This window comes from Pseudomonas sp. 18175, assembly GCF_050432925.1.
GTDB lineage: Bacteria > Pseudomonadota > Gammaproteobacteria > Pseudomonadales > Pseudomonadaceae > Aquipseudomonas.
Map to the genome: position 1 here is coordinate 117,856 of NZ_JBKFTO010000001.1, position 23,504 is coordinate 141,359.

At 61.8% G+C, this 23,504-nt stretch carries 16 protein-coding genes and 1 pseudogene; 11 read left to right on the plus strand and 6 right to left on the minus strand.

The window, feature by feature from the left end; all coding sequences use genetic code 11:
• Nucleotides 1-28 precede the first annotated feature (28 nt).
• From ACLD1Y_RS00510 to aspA, 4 genes are all read right to left on the minus strand, one after another.
• Nucleotides 29-4,669, minus strand: coding sequence for a hypothetical protein (locus tag ACLD1Y_RS00510; protein WP_429474531.1), 4,641 nt, complete (start codon nt 4,667-4,669; stop codon nt 29-31).
• Between the two features lie 103 nt (nt 4,670-4,772).
• Nucleotides 4,773-5,750, minus strand: coding sequence for an asparaginase (locus ACLD1Y_RS00515; RefSeq protein WP_429474533.1), 978 nt, complete (start codon nt 5,748-5,750; stop codon nt 4,773-4,775).
• 77 nt (nt 5,751-5,827) lie between these two features.
• On the minus strand, nt 5,828-7,273 hold the full coding sequence (locus ACLD1Y_RS00520) for an alanine/glycine:cation symporter family protein (protein WP_429474535.1): 1,446 nt from the start codon (nt 7,271-7,273) through the stop codon (nt 5,828-5,830).
• Nucleotides 7,274-7,652: 379 nt separating this feature from the next.
• The gene (gene aspA / locus ACLD1Y_RS00525; RefSeq protein ID WP_032884466.1) at nt 7,653-9,077 is read right to left on the minus strand and encodes an aspartate ammonia-lyase; all 1,425 of its coding nucleotides are present in this window, start codon (nt 9,075-9,077) and stop codon (nt 7,653-7,655) included.
• Nucleotides 9,078-9,259: 182 nt separating this feature from the next.
• Between aspA and ACLD1Y_RS00530 the strand changes: the two genes are divergently transcribed.
• The 7 genes from ACLD1Y_RS00530 to ACLD1Y_RS00560 all read left to right on the plus strand — a co-directional run bounded on the left by ACLD1Y_RS00530 (nt 9,260) and on the right by ACLD1Y_RS00560 (nt 14,797).
• Nucleotides 9,260-10,180, plus strand: a complete 921-nt coding sequence (locus ACLD1Y_RS00530) for a LysR substrate-binding domain-containing protein (protein ID WP_429474537.1) — start codon at nt 9,260-9,262, stop codon at nt 10,178-10,180.
• Between the two features lie 195 nt (nt 10,181-10,375).
• Nucleotides 10,376-10,741: a helix-turn-helix domain-containing protein gene (locus tag ACLD1Y_RS00535; protein ID WP_429474539.1), complete on the plus strand. Its 366-nt coding sequence runs from the start codon at nt 10,376-10,378 to the stop codon at nt 10,739-10,741.
• Nucleotides 10,738-12,042 carry a type II toxin-antitoxin system HipA family toxin gene (locus ACLD1Y_RS00540; RefSeq protein ID WP_429474541.1) on the plus strand — a complete coding sequence of 435 codons (1,305 nt, stop codon included), beginning with the start codon at nt 10,738-10,740 and terminating at the stop codon, nt 12,040-12,042. Before ACLD1Y_RS00535 ends, ACLD1Y_RS00540 begins: the two co-directional genes overlap by 4 nt.
• A gap of 196 nt (nt 12,043-12,238) precedes the next feature.
• Entirely contained in the window at nt 12,239-12,730 is a 492-nt protein-coding gene (purE, locus tag ACLD1Y_RS00545) for a 5-(carboxyamino)imidazole ribonucleotide mutase (RefSeq protein ID WP_003176980.1), read from the plus strand.
• A 12-nt stretch (nt 12,731-12,742) separates the two neighbouring features.
• Nucleotides 12,743-13,828, plus strand: a complete 1,086-nt coding sequence (locus tag ACLD1Y_RS00550; protein ID WP_429474543.1) for a 5-(carboxyamino)imidazole ribonucleotide synthase — start codon at nt 12,743-12,745, stop codon at nt 13,826-13,828.
• Nucleotides 13,829-13,933: 105 nt separating this feature from the next.
• Nucleotides 13,934-14,179, plus strand: coding sequence for a GlsB/YeaQ/YmgE family stress response membrane protein (locus ACLD1Y_RS00555; RefSeq protein WP_429474545.1), 246 nt, complete (start codon nt 13,934-13,936; stop codon nt 14,177-14,179).
• 81 nt (nt 14,180-14,260) lie between these two features.
• Entirely contained in the window at nt 14,261-14,797 is a 537-nt protein-coding gene (locus ACLD1Y_RS00560; protein WP_429474547.1) for a DUF3299 domain-containing protein, read from the plus strand.
• A 271-nt stretch (nt 14,798-15,068) separates the two neighbouring features.
• Here the strand turns inward: ACLD1Y_RS00560 and ACLD1Y_RS00565 are convergent.
• A pseudogene (locus tag ACLD1Y_RS00565) lies at nt 15,069-15,944 on the minus strand (D-hexose-6-phosphate mutarotase); the annotation flags it as partial.
• Nucleotides 15,945-16,002: 58 nt separating this feature from the next.
• Nucleotides 16,003-16,407 (minus strand): acyl-CoA thioesterase, encoded by a 405-nt coding sequence (locus tag ACLD1Y_RS00570; protein WP_003176975.1) that lies wholly within the window; start codon nt 16,405-16,407, stop codon nt 16,003-16,005.
• Between the two features lie 240 nt (nt 16,408-16,647).
• Here ACLD1Y_RS00570 and ACLD1Y_RS00575 point away from each other — a divergent pair, with 240 nt between their 5' ends.
• The 4 genes from ACLD1Y_RS00575 to pstA all read left to right on the plus strand — a co-directional run bounded on the left by ACLD1Y_RS00575 (nt 16,648) and on the right by pstA (nt 23,277).
• Nucleotides 16,648-17,937, plus strand: a complete 1,290-nt coding sequence (locus tag ACLD1Y_RS00575) for an MFS transporter (RefSeq protein WP_429474549.1) — start codon at nt 16,648-16,650, stop codon at nt 17,935-17,937.
• Nucleotides 17,938-18,183: 246 nt separating this feature from the next.
• Nucleotides 18,184-19,170 carry a phosphate ABC transporter substrate-binding protein PstS gene (locus ACLD1Y_RS00580; RefSeq protein WP_429474551.1) on the plus strand — a complete coding sequence of 329 codons (987 nt, stop codon included), beginning with the start codon at nt 18,184-18,186 and terminating at the stop codon, nt 19,168-19,170.
• Between the two features lie 386 nt (nt 19,171-19,556).
• The gene (locus ACLD1Y_RS00585; RefSeq protein ID WP_429475345.1) at nt 19,557-21,590 is read left to right on the plus strand and encodes an ABC transporter permease subunit; all 2,034 of its coding nucleotides are present in this window, start codon (nt 19,557-19,559) and stop codon (nt 21,588-21,590) included.
• A gap of 16 nt (nt 21,591-21,606) precedes the next feature.
• Nucleotides 21,607-23,277, plus strand: a complete 1,671-nt coding sequence (pstA, locus tag ACLD1Y_RS00590) for a phosphate ABC transporter permease PstA (RefSeq protein WP_429474553.1) — start codon at nt 21,607-21,609, stop codon at nt 23,275-23,277.
• Nucleotides 23,278-23,504: the final 227 nt, after the last annotated feature.

Sequence of the window (23,504 nt, forward strand, 5' to 3'; positions counted from 1 at the left end):
TGTCTGCTGCGCAGCAAGTTACATGCCGTCATTCACCCTGTTTGGTCGAGGCTTGAAAGAACAACTGCGTGGCCGGCCTTAGGCTGATCTCACTGCGCAGGTAGGCGATTCGGTCTGCATCGTTCCCGCTTTCCCGCGAGCCGGCGTCGCGACCTGAAAGCTGTTCCCTGACGGTCTTGAGCCGGCCCGACAAATAGCGCTCGGCGCTTGACCAGGACTGGCTGTACTCAAAGTGCGCGTACCAAAGCACTTGCAGGGTCTTGCGGTCACGGATGGCGTACTCGTCGAGATAGATCGGCTTGGGACCTATCGGCTCCCGGAAACGGGTTTGCTTGATGGTGATTGCCGTATGCCGCACGAGCCACTCGACGCCGGTGACAGTGGGTGAGGCGTCCCGGATAACCGTCGACATATGCCCCTCGCTCTGCTCATAGAGGTTTTTTACCGCCACTTGCAGGGCCTGGCGCACGGTTTTTGCTGCACGGATGTCGATCTCGGCGAGGTTCTTTTGGGTGAGCCCGCGGCTGATGGCACTGCGGCTGTTTTCCAGTTGGTGGGCGTGTTGGTGATACAGGTACTCGATACCGCTGGGGGTGCGTTGGGCCTTGGTGGCGTGGCGTTCGGCCTGTTCCAGGAACCCCGGCAGTTGGTCGAGCAACGCCTGGCCTTCACGGGTCGCCCTGAGCAGGTCAACCACAGGGGTTATGGGCGCAGTCTCCCAGTGTCGCACCCACACGCCGTCTTTCTCGTGGTAGGTGGCGTAGATTTTCTCTGTGAGCGGCGAGCGGATATCGACGAATTTGGTTTCTTGCCTGGCTCTGTCCAGACGCGGTTCACCGATGAGCAGGCCATCGTAGCGGGTGCGGATAAATTTCTTCTGCGCCAGAGGCGGCGCGGGCAGCGGTTTTGTGCGGCTGCGCAGGCTGTCTCGTTCGCCACTCAAGAGGGCCAGGTTGTGCGTGGTTTTGCGTTGGAACTCGGTGAGTTGGTCGCGCAGCGCCTGAACATTGGGTTCAAGCGCATGCTCGGAAAACGTCACCGCGAAGTCTTCCAGGCGTTCGTCCAGCATCTGGAACTGTTCGGTCAGGCTGCTCAGCAAGTCGATGCGTTCGTCCAGGCGTGATTCGCTTCGTTCAAACAAGGTATCGCGCAGGCCCATGATGGCCAGGTCGGCACTGTCGACGATCTTGTCGATGGCGCCCCAGGCTTCGGGTTTTGCGGTCGTGGTGCTGGCAGGCAGGCACAGGTTGCGTGCAATGGTGACCTGAAGTGATTTGAGGTCCATCTCGGTATAACTCGGCAGTGCGTGCCGGGTGTCGCGGCTCAACTCAGCGCCATCGGTGCCCAATTGGTACATTTCTTCGAGGCGAGTCTGCATGTACGCCAGGTGCTCAAGCATTTGCGGGATCAACTCGCGCATTTGCCGGGCTTCGTTGATGTAACGCTCGCTCGGTGTTTCGGCTTGGCGCACGATCCTGACCAGTACGTCGTTCATTTTGGGCTGAAAGCGTGTCTGGGACTCTTTGATCCCGGCCAGGGTGAGTTCGGTCTGGGCCTTGAGGTAGCCGAGGGCCTTGGGCAAATAGTCCGGTGTGTAGGCATGCACGGCCAATTGCTTGAGCTTTTGCAGCGCCGATTCGTACCGCGTGCATTGGCTTTTCAAGGTGCTGAAGTAGGCCTCGCGGCTGGTTTCGGCCACGCTCGGTGAGCCTGTTTCGGGTCCAGCGTCCATATCCTCGCGGGCTTGGCGCAGTTCGGTCTGGAGGGTTTGCTTGTCTTTTTCGAACTCGCTCAACTGTTTTTTGAGTTGTTCGGCGCGCTGTTGCGCCAGGGTCTTGGCTTTTTGCACGAGGAATGTCGGGCCACCTCCGCGCAGGCGCAGGCGGGGGTCGACGAACCACTGGCCTTGCTTGTTGTGCATAAGCGGCGGGCCCGTACGCTCCGGGTTTTTGGGGTCGACAATGATAGCTCTGTCGTTGTCATTCACCTGCACTTCGAACCAGCGTTTGCCCACCGGGGCGTAATACTTTTGCCCGCTCTGATACAGGTGCCGGTAAGGCCCGGCGTCGCTGATGGGCTTATTCAGTGCGTCGGGCTTGTCCACCTGGAAGCTGTCGAGCACGGCGCCCAGGCGCTTGGGCGCGAGCGTGAGGGCACCACTGGTGTGCAGTGGGCTGAGGTGATCGTTGGGCAGGTTGGCGGTGCTGAGGGTAGGCAGTTGTTTGACAAGGGGCGGCGCAGGTTTGGGGACGGTGGGCGGTGGCGCGGGCTGCTCGCGGCTCGGCGCAGTTTCAAGGGCGCGACGCGGGGCCGTGCGGGCCGCGGCATGCATGGCAATCGCCATGCCCAGGTTGAGTAGCAGGTCACTCAGCGCAACACGTCTGGCTGAAGCGTCGTGGTGCTCGGTGGCGTCAACCAGCGCCTGCACCTGATCCATGATCTGCCAGACCCAAGCCGCAGTGCCCACTGCACGCCCCAAAAAGGGCAGCACGCCATTGAATATCGCCCAACCGGCGCGCTTGAGGGTGGCCCAGCGTGCCTCGGCATTCGATACCGATTGGCGGTCTGCCAGTTCGATCAGTGCGCGGGCGTTGGCATCGTAAAGGCTGGCGAACAGGTCGCCGCTGATGGCGTCCCCGCCTAGATTGAGTGGCCCGCTCAGGGTCACCAGCTTGATCGGGTTGGTCACCACTTCAGCAATCGCCCAAGGGGAGGGGATCTTCGCCGGGAACACATAGTTGCTGTAGTCACTGCGCGCGGCGTCGGGCAGCCACGCCAGCACCGATTCCCGCAGGCTGGGGGTCTGCTGGATGGCATACACCAGGTTTGCAGGCGAGGGGTACTGGCTCAAGGGCATGTCGAGCAGGGGCCGATACAGCACGCACGGCCCGGCCGTGATGTCCTGCGGGCCGATCACAAACATCGTGGCGACGACGTCCGGGGTGCTGTCCAACACACGATAGCTGGGCACGAACGCCAGCGGGCGCATGACGATGGCCTGCCCATCCACCTGGCGATCCGTCTCTTCGGGTTGCATCACGGCGGCGACAAAACGGTAGCCCCGCTCATCCAGCCCGGACTCCTGGCGGATCTTGCCTTGCAGTGCCAGCAGCGGCAGTTGCACCGCCAGATAATGGCCGTACAACACGCGGCGGCGGTCGGTTTCGGCGGTGTCACCGAGCAACGTGCGCTTGATCAACTGAGGGTAGGTATTGCCGATGTCGATGCGGTCGATCAGTTTCTCCACGTAGTCGACGGTTAGCCAGTCTGGCAGGGTGTACGGGGCCTTCTGGCGCAGGGTCTTGATGCCGAGCGGCACGTTGATCAGGTTTTGCAGGGCCAGTTGCGTGAGGCTGTAGAGCGTTGTATCGAACTGCCCCGGCACGGGGAACAGGCCCCACACCACAGGGCTCTGGACTTTCAGTTGAAGGGTGCCCAGCGACAGATCGGTCGCCTCGGGGTGATCCTTGAGCATCTCGGCCCGGAACCTGTCCAGCGCGTACTGCTCGATGGGTGCGATGCCCTCGTTGTACGTCTTGCCCTGATAGAACGTGTGCAGGGCCGACAGGTTTTTCAGGTAGCGCGAGTAGCTGTTCATGTCGGAAATCGAGGCGTTGGCCAGCCAGTCGGGCAGGGCCTGTTGCAGCCAGTCCATGTCCTCGTCCGGGCGTTTGCCATAGGGGGTGGCGCCGGGCGGGCCGGCCATGGACAACGGGCTGGCGTCTTCGCCGCGCAGGTCAGAAAAGTCGATGGCGCCAATCGCCTCAATCTGGATCGTGACCAGGGTGCAGGCCAGGTAATCGAAAAAATCGCCATCCGGCTCCACCAGTCGCCACTGGATGGTCTTGTGGGTGATGGCGGTGTCCAGCAGCAGGGGCAAATCCTCGCCCAGGGCCTCCAGGCTGGCGTACTTGCGAAAGCCCAGCAGCATCGAGTGCGCCAGGATGACGTCGTGCTTGTCTTGCTGGCCGATCACCACACTGACCAGGTGTTCGCTGAGGTGGGTGGCCGTGCCCTGGTCATCCACCTGGTCGACATCGAGCACGTAGGCATGGGTGCTGTAAGGGTCATTGGCCTTTCGATCCTCCAGATCGGGAGACTGGAACACTTGGCGCGCCATCAGGCAGTCCTCGTCTGTCCAGCCGGGCACCTTGTCGGCACTCCACAGCTTGCGCAGCACACCGGCCAATTCGTGCCAGTGGGGGCCGCTTTCGCCCACCGTTTGACTCCAGAATGCCAGTTGCTGCTCCTGATAACCCCGGATCATCACGGGTGCCAACACGTTTATGATCAGGCCGATGTCCTCTATGCGCGCGGCCAGGTGGACGGCGGGTTCGGTGATGGGCAACTGGGTGAGAAAGTGAATACCTTCGACAAACAGCGCCGGAACCGCCAGCACGGCCTGTCGCGCCAGGATGTCAGTAAGGGCTTGGTAGTGCGTGGGCTGGGCGACAACTTCACCGTTGATGATCTTCCAGCTGGGGGTGCCGACCATCACGATGTCCGGGTCGATATTCAGGCTGGGGTAACGTCGCTGCAGTTGTTTGCGCAGCAGCGCCGCAGCCACCTCGCGAAACGCCGGGCCGATGGAGAGCTGGTTGATCAGTGAAGAGGTGAGGCGGGCGCGGGGAGGGCGTCGATGGTGTTCGGTTGCGGGGGTCGAAGGCATGGGAAGTCCTGATGTGCGTTAGCAATGGCAATCACCCGAAGTGGGTGGTTGCCATGCTAGAAAGCGCTCGATCAGGCAGGCGGTGTATATCTAGGCCATGGGCTCAGCCCAGTTCACCGCACAGGTTGGTTTCAACCAGGTTTCGGACCTGGGCGTTGTCCAGGCCCGCGCCGAGCAACGCGTTGAGCTTGCCGAACGCCGCTTCACGGGTCATGCCGCCACCGGACAGCACGCCCACGCCACGCAGGCGACTGCCGGCCTCGTAGACGTCCAACTCCACACCGCCCTCATGGCATTGGGTGATGGCGACCACGACAATGCCCTGCTCTTGCGCGCGCTGGAGGCTGGCGAGAAACGCGGGGTTATCGCTGGGGCCGGTACCGCTGCCGAAGCATTCGAGGATCAGGGCCTGGATACCGCTGGCGATGACCGCGTCCAGCTGCGCCGCGCCAATACCGGGTACCAGAGGCAGCACGCCGACGCTGGCCAGGGCTTTTGGCTGGCGATAGCTCAGCGCACCGGGGATGGACTCGGCGCGGGCCACGCCGCCCTGACGATTGAGCGCTGCAAACGGGTTGCGGCCGAAGCTGCGGATTTTCGCGCAGGCCGTCGGCGCCATCATTGCACCGTGAAAGTGCAGGTGTACCCCTGCGGACAAGCCTGTGCCCAGCGCCTGCAAGGCACCGCTGACGTTTTCCCAGGCATCGCTGTCCGGCACGCCGGCCGGCAACATGGAACCGGTGAACACCACCGGCGTAGGCAGGCCCAGCAGTTGGAAGCACATGGCCGCCGCGCTGTAGGCCAGGGTGTCGGTGCCGTGCAGGATCAGCACGCCGTCGCAGCCCTGGTCCACGGCATCGATCACTGCTGTGCGCAGGCGCTGCCAGTAGGCGGGGGTCATGTTGGCGCTGTCGATCAGCGGGGCCATTTCCTGGAATTGCCAGGCGGGCAGCGGCTGACCGGCGAGCTGTTCGCGCATGCGGGCTTCAAAGCCGGACGCGGGGGCCAGGCCATTGGCACTGGCCTGCATGCCGATGGTGCCGCCGGTGTAGAGCACCATCACGTTGTGAGCTGGTTGCATCGAGAAATCTCCTGAACGAAAAACGCCGCCGGGCCCAGAGCATGCCCAAGGCCGGGCGGCGTGTCATCTATCGATGTTTAGCGTTGTACTTGGGCGTTCAGCTCAGCCGAAGTAGCGGTATCCGGTTTTGCCGGATTGGCCGGCCAGGCCTTGCGGTCCAGGTCCAGGTCAGGGAACTGGCTGGAATCGAACACCGGGGTCTTGATGCCTGCCGCGCGCTGGTTGTCGTAGTCGTTCAGCACGCGCATGGCGATTTTGAACAGGAACGCCAGGGCGAACAGGTTGACGAACGCCAGCAGGGTCATGGTGATGTCGGCGAAGGCGAACACGGTGCTCAGGTTCTCGATCGAACCCCAGAAGATCAACGCCAGTACCAGGGCGCGATAGCCCATCAACACCTTGCGATTGTTGCCTACCAAAAAGCGCAGGTTGCTCTCGCCCAGGTAGTAGTTGTACATGATCGAGGTGAACACGAACAACGCCAGGGCCACGGAGATGAACATGCGGCCCCAGTCGCCGACCACGGCCGCCAGGGAGTTCTGGGTCAGGGCAATGCCGTCGCCTTCAAAGCCTGGGGTGTAGAAGCCGGAGAGCAGGATCAGCAGCGCGGTGCAGGTGCAGATCACGAAGGTGTCGAGGAACACGCTGAATGCCTGGACCACGCCCTGGGCAATCGGGTGCTCTACAGAGGCCACCGCCGCCACGTTAGGCGCACTGCCCAAGCCGGCTTCGTTGGCGAACACGCCGCGCTTCACGCCCATGATGATCGCGCTGCCCACCAGGCCACCGAAGGCTTGGTCCAGGCCAAAGGCGCTCTTGACGATGGTCGCGAGCATGGCCGGTACGTGGTCGAATTGCAGCACGATCACGTACAGGGTCACGGCGATGTACACCAGGGTCTTGACCGGCACCAGCAGGTCGGCAATCGAGGCGATGCGCTTGATCCCGCCGATGAACACCAGGCCCAGCAATACCGCCAGCGCAAGGCCGGTGTAGGTGGTGTCCAGGCCAAAGGCGTTGTTCAGCGAGTGGGTCACGGCGTGGGCTTGCAGGCCGTTGAAGGCGAAACCGAAGGTCACCAGCAACAGGAACGCCATGACCATGCCCAACCAGCGCTTGTGCAGGCCGTGCTGGATGTAATACGCCGGGCCACCACGGTAGGTGCCTTCGGCGTCGGTACGTTTGTACAACTGGCCGAGGGAGCATTCGATAAAGCTCGACGACATGCCCACCAATGCAGTGACCCACATCCAGAACACGGCACCCGGGCCACCCAGGGTTACGGCGATGCCGACCCCGGCAATGTTACCGGCGCCTACACGGCCGGCCAGGCTGAGCATCAGCGCCTGGAACGAACTGAGTTGGCCAGAACTGCTCTTGAGGCTGTCTTTAAACACCGAGAACATGTGGAAAAAGTGACGCAGCTGTACGAAACGCGAGCGAATCGTGAAATAACCGCCGAGCCCGACAATGAGCACGATCAGTACTTTCCCTGAGAGGAAGTCGTTGATGACTTCGAGCATGGAGTGTTCCTCGCTGATTTTTCTAATGGCAAACGCAGGACGGTTCGACGCCGTCGCTTAGCACCAGGCAGTGCGCGACAGTTCGACCCCAATCCTTTTGCGGGTTGTTATTCATGCGGTTTCGCGCTGTTCGCGGGCCTCGTGACCGACGGCCTCACACGCGAGAGGGGCGGCACTATACCTAGGCGAACGTGATCCGTCTGCCCGGGGTGATTAAAGGTTTCAGCAGGGTGGTGGGCTTGCAGGGCGATATTGGATTTCTTATGGGCTTCATTTCACAACCTTGAGGCAAAAAAAAGGGCCTGAAGAACGAGCCTTCAGGCCCTCAAAAGGTGAGAGGTGTCTAGTCCCTCAACCTGGTGAGCTGTGCAACAAGCGCTTAGGCCTTCAGCGGGACCAAACGTGGAGCGATCATGTTTTCGGGGCGCAGGATGTCGTCGAGCATGGCGTCGTCGAGCAAGCCTTCTTCGCGCACCAGTTCCAGCACGCCACGGCCGCTTTCAAGGGCGATACGGGCGATGCGGGTGGCGTTTTCGTAGCCGATGTACGGGTTCAGTGCGGTGACCAGGCCGATGGAGTGCTCCACCAGTTCGCGGCAGCGCGCTTCGTTGGCGGTGATGCCGACGATGCAGTGTTCGCGCAGCATGTCCATGGCGCGTTGCAACAGGCGGATCGAGTCGAAGATCTTGAAGGCGATCAGTGGCTCCATCACGTTCAGCTGCAATTGGCCGCCTTCGGCTGCCATGGTCAGTGCCAGGTCGTTGCCGATCACTTGGAACGCCACCTGGTTCACCGCTTCCGGGATTACCGGGTTGACCTTGCCGGGCATGATCGAGCTGCCTGGCTGACGCGCTGGCAGGTTGATCTCGTTGATCCCGGTACGCGGGCCGCTGGACAGCAGGCGCAGGTCGTTGCAGATCTTCGACAGTTTTACGGCGGTACGCTTGAGCATGCCGGAGAACAGCACGAAGGCGCCCATGTCGGAGGTGGCTTCGATCAGGTCGGCTGCCGGTACCAGCGGTTGGCCGCTGATGGTGGCCAGGCGTTGTACGGCCAAGGCCTGGTAACGCGGGTCGGCGTTGATGCCGGTGCCGATGGCGGTGCCGCCCAGGTTCACTTCGGTCAACAGCTCCGGTGCCAGGGTTTTCAGGCGGGCCAGGTCTTCGCTCAATGTGGTGGCGAAGGCGCGGAACTCCTGGCCGAGGGTCATTGGCACAGCGTCTTGCAATTGGGTGCGGCCCATTTTCAGCACATGGCCGAACTCGACGCCCTTGGCGGCGAAGGCCTGGATCAGGCTGTCGAGGCTAGCCAGCAGCGCGTCATGGCCCAGCAGCAGACCCAGGCGGATCGCGGTTGGGTAGGCGTCGTTGGTCGACTGCGCCATGTTCACGTCGTTGTTGGGGTGCAGGTACTGGTATTCGCCCTTCTGGTGACCCATGGCCTCCAGCGCGATGTTGGCGATCACTTCGTTGGCATTCATGTTGGTTGAAGTGCCAGCGCCGCCTTGAATCATGTCCACCACGAACTCTTCGTGGAAATCGCCGCGGATCAGACGGGCACAGGCTTCGCTGATGGCAGCGTGCTTGGCTTCACTGAGCTGACCCAGCTCGCGGTTGGCGTCAGCCGCCGCTTGCTTGACCATTGCCAGACCGACCACCAATTTCGGGTAATGCGAAATCGGAACGCCCGAGAGGCGGAAGTTATTCACCGCTCGCAGGGTCTGGATGCCGTAATACGCTTGAGCCGGTACTTCGAGTACGCCAAGCAGGTCTTTTTCGGTACGGAAAGATGCAGCGGAGGACATGACGGAAATCATCTCGATATGGACCCGGAACTGGCCGGAACGCTGTGAATGCTAGGCTTGTGTGTGTTTTTGGGCCAATGCTGTTAAACACTGGGCTATGCATAAACGGCATAATGCGGATGTGACCCGGCTATCATGGCGGGCGTGTGTACCAAAATGGTGCATACCCGTGGGAGGAAGTAATGAACCTAGAGAGCAAATGGCTGGAAGACTTCAGCGCCCTGGCGGCCACCCGCAGCTTTTCCCAGGCGGCGGAACGGCGCTTTGTCACCCAGCCGGCGTTCAGCCGACGCATCCGTAGCCTTGAGGCAGCGCTGGGACTGACCCTGGTCAACCGCTCGCGCACCCCGGTGGAATTGACGGCGGCGGGGCAGCTGTTCCTGGTGACCGCGCGCACCGTGGTCGAACAGCTCGGTGAAGTGCTGCGCCATTTGCATCACTTGGAAGGCGGGCAGGGCGAAGTCATGCAAGTGGCGGCGGCGCACTCCCTGGCGCTGGGCTTTTTCCCACGTTGGATCGCACAACTGCGCAACGAAGGCTTGAACATCGCCACGCGGTTGGTGGCCACCAACGTCGGCGACGCCGTGCATGCCCTGCGCGAAGGCGGTTGCGACCTGATGCTGGCGTTCTACGACCCGGACGCTGCCATGCAGATGGACGCGGAAATCTTCCCCTCCCTGCACCTGGGCAACACCGAAATGCTCCCGGTGTGCGCCGCTGATGCCGATGGCAAGCCGTTGTTCGACCTGGAAGGCGAGGGCAGCGTGCCGTTGTTGGCCTACAGCGCCGGCGCGTTCCTCGGCCGCTCGGTGCACTTGCTGCTGCGCCAACGCGCCCTGCGCTTTACCACCGTGTATGAAACCGCCATGGCTGACAGCCTGAAAAGCATGGCGCTGGAAGGCCTGGGCATTGCCTGGGTGCCGCAACTGAGCGTGCGCGCAGAACTGGCGCGTGGCGAGTTGGTGGTGTGTGGCGGGCCGCAATGGCATGTGCCGCTGGAGATCCGCCTGTATCGCTGTGCGTTGGTACGCAAAGCCAACGTGCGGTTGTTGTGGCGCAAGTTGGAAGGTGGAGCGGCGCAGAGTCCTGTGACCGGGGGGTAAGATGATGTTTTGTAAATTGGATAGATTTTTGATCAATACTTGGCTTTAAATCATATTTTGATCATGTTTCTATCCAGAAGATTAGGTTCCATACATCGACTTACATGTCGCCTGATTATTGGCTAGGATACTGATCAATAAGTGGTAAATGTTCACCTATCGATCAGGAAGCCAGACAAAATGCGGATGACTACGATGAGTGAGCAAGCCATCGCAGAAGTGATTGGCTCGCGCCTTGAAGCCTTGAGGGTGAAAAAGAACATCAATCAGCAAACCGTGGCCGATGAGGCGGGCATATCCCGCACCACGTTACGCCAGTTGATGGCGGGCAAGGGCACCTTGCTTAACCTGATTGCGGTGTTGCGCGTGATCGGAGAATTGGATCGGTTGAGTTCTCTTGTCGAGGAGGTGCGTTCAAGCCCCATCCAGATGGCAAAGATGGCCGGGAAGAAACGCCAACGCGCCTACACCACCCGCAAGCCACCCTCCGCAGGCGCGTTGGTGACGGGCCAGAAGAAGCTCATCGTTCCCGACGCATCTGAGAAGGACACGAGTTGGTGATCGCACAAATCTACTTATGGGGCCTGTACGTTGGCGCGCTCAATTGGGATGAGGCAAGCCAGGTTGGCGAGTTCGAGTTTTCTCCCGAGTTTGTCGCCACCGGGCTGGAAATCTCGCCCATCCATATGCCCGCCCGCGTTGGTTACACCTATGCGTTCACAAGCCTGAACCGGGAAACCTATAAGGCGCTTCCGGCGATCTTTGCCGACTCGCTTCCGGATGATTTCGGTAATGCTTTGATTGACGCCTGGTTGGCCCAGCAAGGTCGCGACAAGCGTTCCTTCACGCCGGTGGATAGGCTGTTGTATCAAGGCAATCGCGGCATGGGCGCCCTGGAATACCGGCCGGCCATGAAGACAGAGGCCAACGAGGCCGAAAGTATCGAGATCGAGGCTCTGGTCCAGCTGGCTGGCGAAGTCCTTGCGGGGCGCGAGAGTCTTGAGGATCGCCTGACGTCCAACGATCCCACGGTGGATGATGCCGCGTTACAGCGCTTGATCCAGGTCGGCACCAGCGCAGGCGGTGCGCGTGCCAAGGCGATCATTGCGATCAACGACGAGGGGCATGTCAGGTCGGGCCAAGTGACGGCGCCACAGGGGTATAGCTACTGGCTTCTCAAGTTTGACGTTGCAAAAAACACCGACGTACTTGCTGATAGCCAAGGATTTGGCCGGATCGAATATGCATATCACCTGATGGCCAGGCAGGCCGGTGTAGTGATGACCGAATGCCGCCTGCTCGAAGAGGGCGGCCGCGCCCATTTCATGACCAAACGATTCGATCGCACGGATGATGGCGAGAAAATTCATACCGCAACGCTGTGCGCGCTGGATCATGCCGACTATAAAAAGCCCGGTGAGTACTCGTACGTTGAGGCGTTGAGCGTGTTCAGGGCATTGAAGTTGAGCCGTCGAGAGGCAGAGCAGTTTTTTCGGCGGATGGTGTTCAACGTTATCGCCCGAAACCAGGACGATCACACCAAGAACATCAGCTTTCTGTTGGATACGGACGGCACTTGGTACCTGTCACCTGCCTATGACGTGACGTGGTCCTATATGCCCGGTAATTTCTGGGTCGATAGCCATCAAATGAGCATTAACGGCAAGCGCGATCATTTTGTGCTGGAGGACCTGCTCAGTGTTGCAAGTCAGATCAACGGGCTCAAGGCGCGCCAGATTATCCGCGAAGTGCATGAGGCGGTCGTTCAATGGCCTGTTATTGCTGACAAGGCAGGTGTCTCGCAGGCCATGATTGATGCCATCGCCAAGACCCATCGCCTTGACCTGGCTACTGACTCTTGAGTCAATAAAACCGCCACTTTGCCCCGCTAGACAGATGGTCATCCAAGGGGCTGTTTATCTGGATTATTACGGTATACTGCGCGGCCTTCGGCCGGTCCAACTGGCCTTAATTCGTACAACAAGCCACGCCGGATTTCCCGCGTGGCTTGTTGTTTTTTGACGCGCCTGCGGGCGCCCAGAGAGAAGAGGCACGACGATGAGTGCATTGGTTGGCGTGATCATGGGCTCCAAGTCCGATTGGTCCACCCTTAGCCACACCGCCGATATGCTGGAAAAACTCGGCATTCCGTATGAAGTGAAAGTGGTCTCTGCCCACCGCACCCCGGATTTGCTGTTCCAGTATGCCGATGAAGCAGAATCCCGTGGCATCGAGGTGATCATCGCCGGTGCCGGCGGTGCGGCGCACCTGCCAGGCATGTGTGCGGCTAAGACTCACCTGCCGGTACTTGGCGTGCCGGTGCAGTCGGCAATGCTCTCGGGCGTGGATTCGCTGTTGTCCATCGTACAGATGCCGGCCGGCATCCCGGTGGCGACCCTGGCGATCGGCAAGGCTGGCGCCATCAACGCCGCGCTGCTGTCCGCCAGCATCCTGGGCGCCAAGCACCCGCAGTTCCACGCGGTGCTGAAAAAATTCCGTGCTGAGCAGACAGACAGCGTGCTGGACAATCCAGACCCACGCATCGCCTGAGGTTGTTGATTGATGAAAATCGGTGTAATCGGTGGCGGCCAACTGGGCCGCATGCTGGCTCTGGCGGGAACCCCGCTGGGGATGAACTTCGCTTTCCTGGACCCGGCGCCGGACGCTTGTGCGGCCGCGTTGGGTGAACACCTGCGGGCTGACTACAGCGACCCGGACCACCTGCGCCAGCTGGCCGATGAAGTCGATCTGGTGACCTTCGAGTTCGAAAGCGTACCGGCCGAAACCGTGGCCTTCCTCTCGCAGTTCGTGCCGGTATACCCGAGCGCTGAAGCGCTGCGCATCGCCCGCGACCGCTGGTTCGAGAAAAGCATGTTCAAGGACCTGGGCATCCCGACCCCGGCCTTCGCCGACATCCAGTCCCAGGCAGACCTGGACGCCGCCGTCGCCAGCATCGGCCTGCCAGCCGTGCTGAAAACCCGCACCCTGGGTTACGACGGCAAGGGCCAGAAAGTCCTGCGTACTCCAGCCGATGTGGTGGGCACCTTCGCCGAGCTGGGTAGCGTCGCTTGCCTGTTGGAAGGTTTCGTACCGTTCACGGGTGAAGTGTCGTTGATCGCCGTGCGTGCCCGTGATGGCGAAACCCGCTTCTACCCGTTGGTGCACAACACCCACGACAGCGGCATTCTCAAGCTGTCGGTGGCCAGCACCGACCACCCGTTGCAGGCGTTGGCCGAAGACTATTCCAGCCGCGTGCTCAAGCAGCTGGATTATGTTGGCGTGATGGCGTTCGAGTTCTTTGAAGTCGACGGTGGCCTCAAGGCCAACGAAATCGCCCCGCGCGTGCACAACTCCGGGCATTGGACCACCGAAGGCGCCGAGTGCAGCCAGTTCGAAAACCACCTGCGGGCGGTCGCGGGCTTGCCACTGGGTTCCACCGCCAAGGTCGGCGAGAGCGCCATGCTCAACTTCATCGGCGTGGTGCCAGCGGTGGAAAAAGTCATCGCCATCGACGACTGCCACCTGCACCACTACGGCAAGGCTTTCAAGGCCGGGCGCAAGGTGGGTCACGCCAACCTGCGCTGCAAGGACCGCGCAACGCTTGAAGCGCAGATCCTCAAGGTTGAAGCGTTGATCGCCGGGCAATAAGCCTGGGATCGGCGGGAACCATTCGGTAACCGCCGTCCTCTGATTGCAGGATGCCAAAGCCTGACTAGGCTTTGGCATAGCTCACTTCATTCAGAGGGAAATGCCATGGGTATCATCGGAACCATCTTTATCGGCCTGATCGTCGGCCTGCTGGCGCGTTTCCTCAAGCCTGGCGACGACAGCATGGGCTGGATCATGACCATCCTGCTGGGTATCGCCGGTTCCTTGGTCGCCACGTATGGTGGCCAGGCGCTGGGCATCTACCAGGCAGGCCAGGGCGCAGGCTTCCTTGGCGCACTGATCGGCGCCATCGTGCTGCTGGTGATCTACGGCCTGATCAAAAAGAAATGACCTAAGCGACAAAGCCCTCTGCGCTGCGCAGGCGCAGAGGGCTAGAATGCCGGCACTGTTTACCTTGCCGAGCTTTTTTTCATGCGCCGTCTTCTGTTGACTGTTCTTCTGCTGGGCTCAAGCCTGGCGCACGCCGGTGAACTGCCGGAAACCGACTGGCTCGACCTTATGCCGCTTTCTGACCAGAAAGCCCTCGAAACCATGCCTGAGATCGACCACAACTCCCCAGAAGCCCAAGGCACGTTCACCGATAAAGGTGGCTTGAAGCAGAGCAAAGGCTTGCCCGCAGTGATGTATTCCACCAAGACCGTGGGCGCCATGAACGGCAAGAATATCCGTATCGGCGGCTACCCGGTGCCGCTGGAAACCGACGCCAAGGGCCGCAGCACATTGTTCTTCCTGGTGCCGTACCCAGGCGCCTGCATCCACGTGCCGCCACCGCCGCCTAATCAGTTGGTGCTGGTGCGGTATCCCAAGGGGCTGAAGCTGGATGATATCTACACGCCCTTGTGGGTGACGGGCACGCTCAAGGTGGAGACGGTCAACAATGACTTGGCGGATGCTGCGTATGCGCTGGATGCGGGGAAAGTGAGGGTGGTGAAAGAGTCCGATCTCTAAAACCCGGCACAGAACCAATGTGGGAGCGGGGGGGGGGGGGGGGGGGGGGGGGGGGGGGGGGGGGGGGGGGGGGGGGGGGGGGGGGGGGGGGGGGGGGGGGGGGGGGGGGGGGGGGGGGGGGGGGGGGGGGGGGGGGGGGGGGGGGGGGGGGGGGGGGGGGGGGGGGGGGGGGGGGGGGGGGGGGGGGGGGGGGGGGGGGGGGGGGGGGGGGGGGGGGGGGGGGGGGGGGGGGGGGGGGGGGGGGGGGGGGGGGGGGGGGGGGGGGGGGGGNTACGCCAAGGGTGTGGCTTTTGCCGGGTGCCAACTCAATGACATCATCCAGTACATTCGCCGTCTCGATGCACAACATGCCTGTCCAGCCGTCATTGGCCATGTCATCAAAGGCTTTCGCGCGTTCGGTCCACGGGTTCCAGATTACGGTGGACTTCGAGCCCTCGCTGGTGAGCTGGATACGACGCTGCCAGTCTTGATCGACGATGTTCAACTGCGCCGGTGTGTCGAGGTAGATGCGATCCGTCTCGGCGGTGAAGTGCAGCAAACCGGATTGGTTTTTCTCGGTCCAGCTGTCAGCGGTGTCGATATACGCCGTCCCGTCCAGCCCTTCGACCTGCACGTTACGCACGTCGCTCACGGCAAAGTAGGTGTGCAGCGCTTGGCTGATGGTCACAGTGTGAGTGCCACGGTTGTGGCTGGTCAGGCGGATATGCAGTTGCTCGTCCAGCAGCAGGCTCAGGGTGAGGTCGACTTGATGGGGCCAGCCGGGGAAGCCACCTGCCGGCACCGGCAACACCAGGTCGATACGCAGGGCGTCACCTTCAAGCTCGGTCCCGGCCAATTCCCATAGCGCCGTACGTGCGAAACCGTGGGCCCCCGCAGGCTGCTCGCTCTGGCGCATGGCCTTGACGCTTGGCGGGTTGCGATCAAACACGCCAAACCACGGCCAGCACACTGGCACACCGGTACGAATGCCTTTGCCTAGCTTGAACACCGCTTCGGGGTTCGGCCAGATCAGCGGCTGCTCGCCATCGCGTTGGTAACGGAAGATGTGCGCGCCCTGTTGGGCCACCATCAACTCAGCGCCGTTGTGGCGGATGCGCCAGCAGTCCAGCTCGTCGATTTTCACGGTTTCAACGTGGGGCGTCGGCATAACAAAGCACTCTTCATGGCAGGCAATAGGGCAATTGACCGTCAAAACCCGGCGAGGTTTAACGTGCGCGCGACGGAACCGAACGCGTGCGGCCGCTGCCGTCGATGGCGACGAACACGAACACCGCCTCAGTGACCTTGCGCCATTCGCTGGACAGCGGATCGTCGCTCCACACTTCGACCATCATCTGGATCGAGCTGCGGCCGATCTCCAGGGCCTGGGTATAAAAGGACAACTGCGCGCCAACGGCCACCGGGACCAGGAACGCCATGCGATCAATAGCCACCGTGGCAACACGCCCGCCAGCGACCTTACTGGCCATGGCGGTGCCGGCCAGGTCCATCTGTGCGACCAGCCAGCCGCCGAAGATATCGCCAAAGCCGTTGGTTTCACGCGGGAGCGCTGTGATTTGCAGGGCGAGGTCGCCTTGCGGGATAGGGTCTTCTTGTTCGAGTTCGATCATGCCGGGGATGCCTCTCAAGACTGCGGGTTCTGGCGCGTGCGTGGGCCGAGTATATCGACACCCTTGCGCCGCGACGACCGTCTGTGGCTGATTTGGTCGGCAATTAGCCGCTGTATCGCGGCTTTTTGCCGCAACTGTGCTTGTGATGTGCTTTTGCAAGCGATTTGCTATCTTGCCCAACCCGTCCTGGCGCAGCCTGCACCTTGATTTGCCGTTCTGACTAATAAGAGAAGCCTTGCCATGTCCTCCGTGCCCGCAAGCAGTGCGCAACCGTCGCGCCCGCTGACCCGCAACGACTACAAAACCCTGTCGCTGTCTGCCTTGGGCGGGGCGCTGGAATTTTATGATTTCATTATTTTCGTGTTTTTCGCCACCGTGGTCGGAAAACTCTTTTTCCCGGTGGATATGCCTGAATGGCTGCGCATGATGCAGACCTTCGGTATTTTTGCCGCCGGTTACCTGGCACGCCCACTGGGCGGCATCATCATGGCGCACTTCGGCGACCTGCTGGGGCGCAAGAAGATGTTCACCCTGAGCATCTTCATGATGGCCGTGCCGACCCTGATCATGGGCCTGCTGCCGACCTACGCACAGATCGGCCTGTGGGCGCCAATCCTGTTGCTGCTGATGCGCGTCATCCAGGGCGCGGCGATTGGAGGCGAAGTACCGGGCGCCTGGGTGTTCGTCTCCGAACACGTACCACCACGCCACGTTGGCTATGCCTGCGGCACCCTCACCAGCGGCCTTACCGCCGGCATCCTGCTGGGTTCGCTGGTGGCCACGGCCATCAACACCCTGTACACCCCGGTGGAGGTTTCGGACTACGCCTGGCGTATCCCTTTCCTGCTGGGCGGCGTGTTCGGCCTGTTGTCGGTGTACCTGCGTCGCTGGCTGCATGAAACACCGATCTTCGCCGAAATGCAGCAACGCAAGACCCTGGCCGCCGAGCTGCCACTGCGCGCCGTATTGCGCGACCACCGTGGCGCCATCGTACTGTCGATGCTGCTGACCTGGTTGCTGTCGGCCGGGATCGTGGTAGTCATCCTCATGACCCCGACTGTGCTGCAAACCGTCTACCACTTCAGTGCGACCATCGCCCTGCAAGCCAACAGCCTGGCCATCGTCACCCTGAGCCTGGGTTGCATCGCCTCCGGCGCATTGGCCGACCGTTTCGGTGCGGGTCGCGTACTGGTGGCCGGTTGCGCGCTGTTGCTGGCGACCTCCTGGACGCTGTACCACAGCCTGATCAACCACCCTGACTGGTTGTTCCCGCTGTACGCCCTGACCGGTTTGTTTGTAGGCACCATCGGCGTCGTGCCGTATGTCATGGTCAAGGCCTTCCCACCGGTGGTGCGCTTTAGCGGGTTGTCGTTCTCCTACAACGTCGCCTACGCCATCTTTGGCGGTTTGACGCCGCTGGCGGTGTCGCTGCTGCTTAAGGAAAGTCCGATGGGGCCTGCTTATTATGTTGCGGCGCTGTGCCTGATGGGGATGGTCGTCGGTGGCTACCTGTGGAAGCGCGCACGCTGAAATCAGCCTGACACGACTGTGGCGAGGGAGCTTGCTCCCGCTGGACTGCGCAGCAGTCCCCCGCATTTTCAGGGCCGCTTCGCGGCCCAACGGGAGCAAGCTCCCTCGCCACGGTTGTGGTGTTTCTCTCATTCCTTTCCCCGTAGTGGCCTTTCATCTAACTGTCACATTGCAGACATAGAGTGTTCACACGGCCTCCCGATACTTGGCCCCGATCCAACTATCCCTATCTGCTAGGAGCAAGGCATGAAACTGAAACGTTTGATGGCGGCAATGACTTTTGTCGCTGCTGGCGTTGCGACCGCCAACGCGGTGGCCGCTGGTGTTGATCCGGCAATCCCGGCTTACGTTAAGACCACTGGTGTGTCGGGCAACTTGTCCAGCGTCGGTTCCGATACCCTGGCTAACCTGATGACCCTGTGGGCCGAGGGTTACAAAAAGGAATACCCGAACGTCAACATCCAGATTCAAGCTGCCGGCTCCGCCACCGCGCCACCTGCGCTGACAGAAGGCACCTCCAACCTGGGCCCGATGAGCCGCAAGATGAAGGACACCGAACTGGCGGCCTTCGAGCAGAAGTACGGCTACAAGCCAACCGCCATCCCGGTTGCCGTGGATGCCCTGGCCGTGTTCGTGCACAAGGACAACCCGATCCAGCACCTGACCATCGAACAAGTCGACGCGATCTTCTCCTCGACTCGCCTGTGCGGCGGCAAAGCCGACGTGAAGACCTGGGGCGACCTGGGTGTGACCGGCGACCTGGCCAACAAACCAGTGCAACTGTTTGGTCGTAACTCGGTATCCGGCACCTACGGCTACTTCAAGGAAGAAGCCCTGTGCAAAGGCGACTACAAGCCAAACGTGAACGAACAACCAGGCTCGGCTTCGGTCGTGCAGTCGATCAGCTCCTCGTTGAACGGCATCGGTTACTCGGGCATCGGCTACAAGACCGCTAGTGTGAAGACGGTGGCCCTGGCCAAGAAAGGCAGCACTGACTTCATCGAAGACAGCGAAGAAAACGCCCTGAACGGCAAATACCCGCTGTCGCGCTTCCTCTACGTTTACGTCAACAAAGCCCCGAACAAGCCTTTGGCTCCGCTGGAAGCCGAGTTCGTGAAGCTGGTTCTGTCCAAACAGGGCCAGGAAGTTGTAGTTAAAGACGGCTACATCCCACTGCCAGCCAAAGTTGCCGCCAAGGCCCTGGCTGATCTGGGTCTGAAAGAAGGCAACTAAGTTGCCTGCGCGGGGCCGGTAAATCGGCCCCCGCTTCTCAAATTCTTCGCCCGCTGCCAGCTCTGCTACGCGGCGGCTTTGTTGCGTCACTGCTTTGTCATCTTTCTGTCATACAGGATCGCTAGGGTGTGCGCATGAATGATCTGGCCAATTCCACCATGACGACGTCTTCTCCCCCCAAGCGCATTGACTTCAATACGCCTGAGTTGCAACGCAAGCGCCGCATTCGCGCGCTCAAGGATCGCCTTACTCGTTGGTACGTACTGGTCGGCGGCCTCGCTGTGCTCGGTGCGATCACCCTGATTTTCTTCTTTCTTGCTTATGTAGTCGCGCCCCTGTTCCAGGGGGCTTCGCTGACCAAAGCCGATGCGCTGACCCCGGCCTGGATCCAGGACGCCGGCAAGCCGCTGATGATCTCCCTCGAAGAACAGAACCAAGTTGCCATGCGGGTTTCCGACAAGGGCCAGGCGCTGTTCTTTGCCGTCGATACCGGTGCTGAGCTCAAGCGTGTCGACCTGCCGCTGCCCGCCGGCACCAGCGTGGTATCCATCGGCCAAGACCAGCCGGGCACCCCGTTGGTGATCCTCGGTTTGTCCAACGGCCAGTCCCTGGTGTTCCGCCACACCTATAAGGTGTCGTACCCAGATGGCAAGAAAACCATCTCGCCCGCCATTGAGTACCCCTACGGTGAAACGCCGATCGTGCTCGATGAAGCCGGGCGCCCGTTGGAACACGTTTCCCTGAATGCCACCGACTCGACGTTGGTGGTCGCCGGTTCCGCCGGATCGCACTTGAACGTGCTGTCCTTGAGCCGCGAAGAAAACATGATGACCGGCGAAGTGACCAGCGAGCAGAAGCGCATCGAGCTGCCGCAAATGACCGAGCCGGTGAAGGCGATCTTCATCGATCCGCGTCAACAGTGGCTGTACGTGATCAACGGCCGGGCCCTGGCCGATGTGTTCAGCCTGCGCGACAACAGCCTCAACGGCCGCTACAAACTGCTTGAAGACGGCACCGCCGAAATCACCGCCAGTACCCAACTGGTGGGCGGTATTTCGCTGATCGTCGGTAACTCCAAGGGTGGCCTGGCCCAATGGTTCATGGCCCGCGACCCGGATGGCGAGCAGCACCTCAAGCAGATCCGCACCTTCCAGATGGGCAGCGCGCCGATTGTTGAAATCACCGCTGAACAACGCCGCAAAGGCTTTACCGCCTTGGATGCATCCGGCAAGTTCGGCGTGTTCCACAGCACCGCCCACCGCACCTTGCTGGTAGACCCAGTGGTCGACGGCCAAGGCCTGTTCGGCCTGTCGCCACGGGCCAACCACGTGATCGTCGAAGCCGGCGGCAAGCTGCAACCGCTGCTGCTGGACAACCCGCACCCGGAAGTGTCGTGGAGCGCGTTGTGGAGCAAGGTCTGGTACGAGAACTACGACGAGCCTAAATACGTCTGGCAATCCACCGCCGCCAACACCGACTTCGAACCCAAGATGAGCCTGGCCCCGCTAACCTTCGGCACCTTGAAGGCTGCGTTCTACGCCATGCTGCTGGCCGCGCCGCTGGCGGTTGCCGCGGCGATCTACACCGCTTACTTCATGGCGCCGAGCCTGCGCCGCAAGGTCAAGCCGGTGATCGAATTGATGGAAGCGATGCCCACGGTGATCCTGGGCTTCTTCGCCGGCCTGTTCCTGGCGCCGTATGTCGAGGGGCACCTACCGGGGATTTTCAGCCTGTTGATGCTGCTGCCGATTGGCATCCTGGTGGCGGGTTTCATCTTCAGCCGTTTGCCTGAGTCGATCCGCCTGCGGGTTCCCGATGGCTGGGAAAGTGCGATCCTGATCCCGGTGATCCTGTTTGTGGGCTGGCTCTCGCTGTACATGAGCCCGTACCTGGAAACCTGGTTCTTCGGCGGCGACATGCGCATGTGGATCTCCCACGACCTAGGCATCACCTACGACCAGCGCAACGCTCTGGTGGTCGGCCTGGCCATGGGGTTCGCGGTGATCCCGAACATCTACTCCATCGCCGAAGACGCCGTGTTCAGCGTGCCGCGCGGCCTGACCCTGGGTTCGTTGGCCCTGGGCGCCACGCCGTGGCAGACCATGACCCGCGTGGTCATCCTCACCGCCAGCCCGGGCATTTTCTCGGCGCTGATGATCGGCATGGGCCGCGCCGTCGGCGAGACCATGATCGTGCTGATGGCCACCGGCAACACCCCGGTGATGGAGATGAACCTGTTCGAAGGCCTGCGAACGCTTGCGGCCAACGTCGCGGTGGAGATGCCCGAGTCGGAAGTGGGCGGTAGTCACTACCGCGTGCTGTTCCTCTCGGCGCTGGTGCTGCTGCTGTTCACCTTCATCATGAACACCCTCGCCGAGCTGATTCGTCAGCGTCTGCGCAAGAAATACTCGTCGCTTTAAGCAAAGGTAGAAGTCTGTGAAACAGAACTCCCTGAATGGATGGTTCAAGAGCGGCGCCCCGGGTGTCTGGATCAGCGGTGGCGCGGTGTCCATCGCGGTCATCATGACCATCGGCTTGCTGGCCGTGATCGCTGTGCGTGGCCTGGGCCACTTCTGGCCGGCCGACCTGATCCAGGCCAACTACACCGTGCCGGGCCAGGAAAACCATGTCGTCATCGGCGAAGTGGTGCAGAAGGAAGAAGTGCCTCGCGAGCGTCTGAAAAGCGCTGGCCTGCCAGTGCCGGACCAAGGCCCGGAATTCATGACCCGCGAGCTGATCAAGGTCGGCAACCGTGACCTGAACGGCAACGACTTCACCTGGATCGTCGGCGAGTGGTTGAAGGACCAGACCAAGCCTGCCGACCTGATGGCCATCGAACGCCGTGAGTGGGGCAACTTCTACGGCACCCTGGTCAACGTCAAGCAAGATGGCAAGGTTGTCGCCGAAGGCGCCGCGGCCTGGCCGGAGTTGCAAGCCCGTGTCGAGCGCGTCAACAAGCTGGCTGCCCAGCTCAAGACCCTGGAAAAATCCGATATCGGCGCGATCAACGCCGGCCTCGAACGCATCCGCCTGCATAGCCGCAAGCTTGAGCTGGAAGGCAAGCTCGACGCCGCCGCCCAGGCCGACATGGACGCAGACCGCGCCGAGCTGAACGCCCGCTACCAAGACATCGAAGCGCGCCTGACCGACCTGCACACCCAGTTCAACCGCGACGCCCTGACCGCCCGTGACGGCAACGGCAAGGAAGTAGAAATCGGCATTGGCAAAGTGGTGCACGCTTACCAACCGAACGGCATGGGCACGTTGACCAAAATCGGCTTCTATTTCAGCAAGGTCTGGGAATTTCTCAGCGATGACCCACGGGAAGCCAACACCGAAGGCGGGATTTTTCCGGCCATCTTCGGCACCGTGATGATGACCCTGATCATGGCGATGATCGTGACCCCGTTCGGCGTGCTGGCGGCGGTGTACCTGCGTGAATATGCCAAGCAGAACGCCTTGACTCGCATCATCCGCATTGCCGTGAACAACCTGGCCGGTGTACCGGCCATCGTCTACGGCGTGTTTGGCCTGGGCTTCTTTGTGTATGTACTGGGTGGTTCGGTGGACCGCTTGTTCTTCGCCGAAGCCCTGCCGGCGCCGACCTTCGGTACGCCGGGCCTGCTGTGGGCCTCGCTGACCCTGGCGTTGCTGGCGGTGCCAGTAGTGATCGTGGCCACCGAAGAAGGCCTGGCGCGAATTCCGCGCACCGTACGTGAAGGCTCCCTGGCACTGGGCGCGACCAAGGCCGAAACGCTGTGGAAGATCGTGCTGCCCATGGCCAGCCCGGCGATGATGACCGGCATGATCCTCGCCGTGGCCCGCGCCGCCGGTGAAGTGGCGCCGCTGATGCTGGTGGGCGTGGTGAAACTGGCGCCGTCGCTGCCGCTGGACGGCAACTACCCGTACCTGCACCTGGACCAGAAGATCATGCACCTGGGCTTCCATATTTATGACGTCGGCTTCCAGAGCCCCAACGTCGAAGCCGCACGGCCATTGGTGTACGCCACCGCCTTGCTGCTGGTGCTGGTGATCGCCACGCTTAACTTGTCGGCGGTGTGGATTCGTAACCACCTGCGCGAAAAGTACAAGGCGTTGGACAGCTGATTTAGGAGTCAACGCGGACCCAATGTGGGAGCGGGGGGGGGGGGGGGGGGGGGGGGGGGGGGGGGGGGGGGGGGGGGGGGGGGGGGGGGGGGGGGGGGGGGGGGGGGGGGGGGGGGGGGGGGGGGGGGGGGGGGGGGGGGGGGGGGGGGGGGGGGGGGGGGGGGGGGGGGGGGGGGGGGGGGGGGGGGGGGGGGGGGGGGGGGGGGGGGGGGGGGGGGGGGGGGGGG